This window comes from Chrysiogenia bacterium (assembly GCA_020434085.1).
Classification (GTDB): domain Bacteria; phylum JAGRBM01; class JAGRBM01; order JAGRBM01; family JAGRBM01; genus JAGRBM01.
The window spans coordinates 1-5,853 of sequence record JAGRBM010000581.1 but is presented as its reverse complement, the minus strand read 5'-3'; the positions used below and the strand labels follow the sequence as shown (position 1 = coordinate 5,853).

7 protein-coding genes are annotated in these 5,853 nt (G+C 64.3%); all 7 read left to right on the top strand.

The genetic code is table 11. The annotated features are described in order from the left end of the window. The coding region (locus KDH09_19085) for a thioredoxin domain-containing protein (GenBank protein ID MCB0221810.1) at positions 1-1,866 on the top strand (1,866 nt) is incomplete at its 5' end. A 49-nt stretch (positions 1,867-1,915) separates the two neighbouring features. Then, complete coding sequence (gene rsfS / locus KDH09_19080) at positions 1,916-2,302, top strand: ribosome silencing factor (GenBank protein MCB0221809.1); 387 nt, start codon at positions 1,916-1,918, stop codon at positions 2,300-2,302. 33 nt (positions 2,303-2,335) lie between these two features. After that, positions 2,336-2,722, top strand: a complete 387-nt coding sequence (locus tag KDH09_19075; protein ID MCB0221808.1) for a GxxExxY protein — start codon at positions 2,336-2,338, stop codon at positions 2,720-2,722. Positions 2,723-2,772: 50 nt separating this feature from the next. Beyond that, the gene (locus KDH09_19070) at positions 2,773-3,252 is read left to right on the top strand and encodes a 23S rRNA (pseudouridine(1915)-N(3))-methyltransferase RlmH (GenBank protein MCB0221807.1); all 480 of its coding nucleotides are present in this window, start codon (positions 2,773-2,775) and stop codon (positions 3,250-3,252) included. A 100-nt stretch (positions 3,253-3,352) separates the two neighbouring features. Continuing rightward, a complete protein-coding gene (locus tag KDH09_19065; protein ID MCB0221806.1) occupies positions 3,353-3,727 on the top strand; it encodes a TraR/DksA family transcriptional regulator in 375 nt (124 codons plus the stop codon). 120 nt (positions 3,728-3,847) lie between these two features. Beyond that, positions 3,848-5,395, top strand: coding sequence for a 2,3-bisphosphoglycerate-independent phosphoglycerate mutase (gene gpmI, locus KDH09_19060; protein MCB0221805.1), 1,548 nt, complete (start codon positions 3,848-3,850; stop codon positions 5,393-5,395). A 191-nt stretch (positions 5,396-5,586) separates the two neighbouring features. Next, the coding region (locus KDH09_19055; GenBank protein ID MCB0221804.1) for a hypothetical protein at positions 5,587-5,853 on the top strand (267 nt) is incomplete at its 3' end.

The window sequence follows — 5,853 nt, the reverse complement described above, 5'->3', positions numbered from 1 at the left end:
TCCTTCGAGGACGAGCAGGTCGCCGCACTGCTCAACGAGCGCTACGTCGCCATCAAGGTCGACCGTGAAGAGCGCCCCGACCTCGACGAGATCTACATGACCGCCGTGCAACTCATGACCGGCCAGGGCGGCTGGCCCATGAGTGTCTTCCTCATGCCCGACCGCCGCCCCTTTTTCGGCGGCACCTATTTTCCAAAAGACGATCGCTACGGACGCCCCGGTTTCATCCGCGTGCTCACCTCGCTCTCGGAGACCTGGAAGAACGATCCCAAGCAGATGACCGAGGGCGCCGAGAAGCTCACCGAGGCACTGCGTGAGAACGCGCGCCGCGACTACGCGGCCGCCGGAGAACTGCCGACTTTCGACGAACTGCTTCGCCAGGGCGCCAACGAGCTGCGCAGCCAGCTCGATCCCAAGTGGGGCGGCTTCGGCAGTGCACCAAAATTCCCGCGCAGCATGGGCATCGAGCTGCTGCTTCGCGCCTTCGCGCGCTTTGGCGATGCGCGCCACCTGGAAGCGGCGACCCTGACACTCGACCACATGGCCATGGGCGGCATGTACGACCACGTGGGCGGCGGCTTTCATCGCTACAGCGTTGACGACGAGTGGCTCGTCCCCCACTTCGAAAAAATGCTCTACGACAACGCCTCGCTCGCCGCGCTCTACGTGCAGGGCTGGCAGGCAACGGGCAAGGCCTTCTACCGGCGCGTCGCGCGCGAGACCCTCGACTACGTAATGCGCGACATGACGGATGAAAGAACCGGCGCGTTCTATTCGACGCTGGATGCCGACAGCGAAGGGCACGAGGGAAAGTTCTACGTCTGGCAGGTCGAGGAAATTAAAGCCGCCCTGGGCGGGCGCGACGGCAAAGAATTCTGCGAGCGCTACGACATCACCACGCGCGGCAACTTCGAGGGGACCAACATCCCGCACCTGTCAAAGCCGCTCGAGGACGAGCTCGACGTCGCCGGCATTGCCGCTGTGCGCGCCAATCTCGACACGCTTTTTCACGAGCGTTTAAAGCGCGTCCATCCGCTACGCGACGACAAGGTGCTCACGAGCTGGAACGCCCTCATGGTGAGCGCGCTCGCCCAGGCGGGCCTTGCCTTCGACGAGCCCCGCTACCGCGAGGCCGCCGTGCGCGCCATGGAGTTCCTGACCACCACGATGATGGAGGGCGGCCGGGTCCTCCATGCCTACCGCGGCGGCAAGGCCCACATCGATGGCTACCTCGAGGACTACGCCTACCTGCTGGCTGCGGCGCTCGACACCTGGGAGGCGAGCTTCGATCCCAAATGGCTCGAACGCGCCCGCGAGATTGCAGGCGCCATGATGGAGCGCTTCGCCGATCCCGATGGCGGTTTCTTCAACACCGCCGGCAACGACCCGGCGCTCATCACCCGCATGAAGGAAGTCTTCGAGGGGGCGACCCCCTCGCCCAACGGCGTGGCGGCCTATGCGCTGGCCCGTCTGGCGAAGTACACCAACGAGCCCCGCTACCGCGAGGCGGCCGAGGGCTCGCTGAGGAGCTTCGGCCTTGCGCTCGGGCGCGCCCCCGCCGTGGTGGGCAACCTTGTATTCGCCTACGCCCAGCTCGCCGGCGGCCCAAAGGAAATCGCGCTCGTCGGCAGCGATGCCCAGACCACGCCGCTTCTCGACGAAGTGTGCAGTCGCTACCTGCCCGGCCGGGCGCTCGCGCGCTTCGATCCCGCAAACGGCGATGCGCCGGCACTGCCACTCCTCAAGGGCAAGGACCTCGTGGACGGCAAGGCCGCCGCCTATGTGTGCGAGAACTACGGCTGCAAGAAGCCGGTCACTGAGCCATCAGAGCTGGCAGCGCTGCTGGAGGCGGCTCCGGCCCGATGACCCCCCTGTTGCCTCCGCCCCACCGGGCGGCCTATGCTGGAAGCGTCGAATGGTGAAGAGAGCCAAACCACTACCGCTTCCCGCAAAGTTGCAGGCAATCGCCGATGCGGCCCTCGATAAGAAGGCCGAGGGCGTTGTATCGCTCGATGTACATGACGTCTCGGGCTATGCCGATGCCTTCTTGATCTGCGCGGGCAGCCACTCCAAGCACAACCAGGCCATCGCCGACAACATCCTGCGGCGGCTCAAGGACGAGGGCGAAGCCGCCCTGGGCGCCGAGGGCATGGACCCCGGTCAGTGGATCCTCATCGACGCCGGCGACGTGATCGTCCACATCTTCGACGAGCCCTCGCGCCAGCACTACAACCTCGAACAACTCTGGAACGACGTCCCCCGCGTCTACTACGACCACGACAGCGTCAAAGCGGCCAAGTAAGCTGCCCAGAAAACAGACCGCAGATAAACGCAGATGAACGCGGATGAAGATCGCTTGAATGAAATCACGGAAGCGATCATCGGAGCTGCGTTTGCTCTTTCGAACACTCTTGGGTCCGGATTTCTTGAGAAAGTATACGAAAACGCCTTGGCGCTTGAGCTCCGCTTGCTGGGGCTGAATACCGTCCAACACGCTCCAATTGAGGTGCTATATCGCCAGGAATGCGTCGGTGAGTATTTCGCCGACCTGTTGGTGGAGAATTCAGTGATTGTTGAACTGAAAGCTATTCAGAAACTTGACCCAACGCACATGGCTCAAGTCATGAACTACCTGAATGCTACTGGGTTCAAGATCGGGCTCCTGGTGAATTTCGGGCAGCCACGAGTCGAAGTCAAACGCCTCGTCCATAACCTGAAATAGATCAGTATCTGCGTTCATCCGCGTTCATCTGCGGTTAAACTCTTCTCTCCATGAAACTCACCATTCTCACAGTCGGCAAGCTCAAGGACGCTCCCTGGCGGGAGCTGGAGGGGCACTATCTCAAGCTGCTCTCGCGCTACGGGCCCTGCGAGGTGCTCGAGGTGCGCGATGCCAAGCTCGGGGCCAAGCGGCTCTCGGGCGCCGAGCGCGAGAAGGCCGTGGCGGCCGAGGCGGAGAACCTGCTGGCAAGAGTGCCGGAGACCGCCCGGCTCATCGCACTCGATGAGCGCGGCCGGGAGATGAGCTCGCAGGAGATGGCCGCCTGGCTCGAAGAACGCACCCACGAGGGCCGCGACCTTATTTTTGCCCTGGGCGGCCCGCTGGGTCATGCTCCGGCGGTGCGAGAGCGGGCCGACGATACGCTCGCGCTCGGAAGGATCACCCTGCCCCACCAGATGGCGCGGGTCGTGCTGCTCGAACAGCTCTACCGGTGCTGGACAATCATCCGGGGTGAAACTTACCATTACTGACACAGGCCGGGGGGGCGTCCGCCCGCCAGCCTGCAGCAACCAGGGCGCTCCGCCGTAGCGGCGCGCGGCAACAAGACTTTTGAAAATGCCGGGGGAAACCATGGCCGAGAACAATCAATTCCTGACCGAAATGCGCGAGCGCCTTGAGTCCGAGCGGATGCACCTGCTCAAGGAAGTCGCCAGTGGCGATGCCGAGCAGCGGGCCCTGGCCGAAGAGCGCCACCCCGACATCGGCGAGGAAGCGGCCGCCGTGACCGAGAAGGCCCTGCTCGACCGCCTCGGGCAGGACGACCAGGCCGTGCTGGGCAGCATTGATGTCGCCCTCTCGCGCATCGAGAACGGCGAATACACCGAGTGCGCCGACTGCGGCGAGGACATCCCCGAGGAGCGCCTGCGCGCCTACCCCATGGCCCTGCGTTGCGTGCAGTGCCAGAGCGACTTCGAACGGGGCCTGGGCAAGGGCGAGCCCGCCTGAATTTCAATCATTTCCAATAGTTAAACGGAACCGGGCGGGCGCGGCAACGCAGTTGACCACCCGCCCCCAACCTGTTCCATACTCCCCTGCGCGCCCGCGATGCGGGCGGCAAACGAGCCGATGAACGACAAACGTGTGCTACTGATGATTCTCGATGGCTGGGGCGAGGGCAAAGCCGACGACCCCTACAATGCCATCGCGCAGACCCCGACCCCCACGTGGGACCGGCTGCTGCAGGAATATCCCCACTCCCACATCAGCACCTCCGGGGCGGACGTGGGCCTGCCCAAGGGGCAGATGGGCAATTCCGAGGTGGGCCACCTGAACATCGGGGCCGGTCGGATCGTCTACCAGGACCTCTCGCTCATCAACAAGGAAATCGAGGACGGCGCCTTCTTCGAGAACGAGGCCCTGCTGGCCCAGATGGACGCCGTGGCCGAGTCCAAGGGCGCCCTCCACCTGATGGGCCTCTTCTCCGACGGCGGGGTCCACAGCCACTACGAGCACGCCAAGGCCCTCGTGGAGATGGCCAAGGAGCGCGGGCTCAGCCGGGTGCTCATCCACGCCTTCCTCGACGGGCGCGATACCCCGCCCCGCAGCGCGCTCACCTACATCAACGACTTTGAGAAATTCCTCGCCAAGCAGAAGCTCGGCAAGATCGCCACGGTCTCGGGCCGTTTCTACGCCATGGACCGCGACAAGCGCTGGGACCGGGTCGAGAAGGCCTACAACGCCATGGTGCTGGGACAGGCCGAGCACGTGGCCGCCAGCGCCGCCGAGGCCGTCGAGGCCGCCTACGCCCGCGGCGAAGACGACGAGTTCGTCCTGCCCACGATCATCTGCAACGAGAAGAAAAACGCCGTGGGCCTGATATCGGATCGCGACGGCATCATCTTTTTCAACTTCCGCGCCGACCGCGCGCGCCAGATCACCCGCGCCCTCACCGAAGAGGGCTTCAACGACTTCCCCAGAGAGCGCATGCCCAAGCTCTGCGGCTTTACCTGTTTCTCTGAATATGACGAGCGCTTCGACCTGCCGGTGGCCTTCCGCTCCCAGACGCCGAAAAACACGCTGGGCGAAGTGGTCTCGGCCAAGGGGCTCTCGCAGCTCCGCATCGCCGAGACCGAGAAGTACGCCCACGTGACCTTCTTCTTCAACGGCGGGCAGGAAAAACTCTTCGAGCACGAGGACCGCATCCTCGTCCCCTCGCCGCGCGACGTGCCGACTTATGACTTGAAGCCCGAGATGAGCGCCGCCGAAGTGACCGAGAAGCTCATCGCCGCCATGGAAAAAGAGCAGTACAGCCTGATCGTGCTCAACTACGCCAACGGGGACCAGGTCGGCCACACCGGCGACTTCGAAGCCGCCAGGAAGGCCGTCGCCGTGCTCGATGAGTGCATGGCGAAAGTCCTCGAAGTGGCAAAAAAGACCGGCTACGACGTGCTGATAACCGCCGACCACGGCAACTGCGAAGAAATGCTCGATTCCAATGAGCGCCCCCACACCCAGCACTCCACCAACACGGTCCCGCTGGTGGTGGCAAGCGACCGGCTCCTCAAGAGCAAGGTCGCCGACGGCCGCCTCTCGGACCTCGCTCCCACGATCCTGGCAATTCTCGACATCGAGAAACCCGAGGAAATGGGCGGGAAGAACCTGATTTCGAACTGAGCGTTCCGTTCTCGGCTGCCTGCCTCCCGATCTCACCCGATCTACAACGCCAGCCCGATAGCCTGAATCGCGCACATGCACGTGCACGAGCACGTGCACGTTGAAATGCCGCCTCCAACCGCTCGCCAATGCGGCTGCCGGCACGCTCCCTGCACCCTCAACGCCCCTGCACCGACGAGGGCTGTTTGTGCATGGAACAATTTGTCCAATTTCGCGCCGGGCGTGCCGCGGCGGCGGGCCGTCTTGTGCTCGACGTCGTATTCCCGCCTGCGTGCGCGTTCTGTGATGCGCCCCTGCAGCGGGCCCGCGCGAGCGTGCAGCTGTGCGCCCCCTGCGAGGCGAAGATCCCCTGGCTCTTCGGCGAGGGCCGCCCGGATCTGTGCATCCGCTGCGGCGATCCCATGCCGGAGGGTTTGCCCGCTGATGACGATGCGGCACACGCGCCCGACTCATCCGTA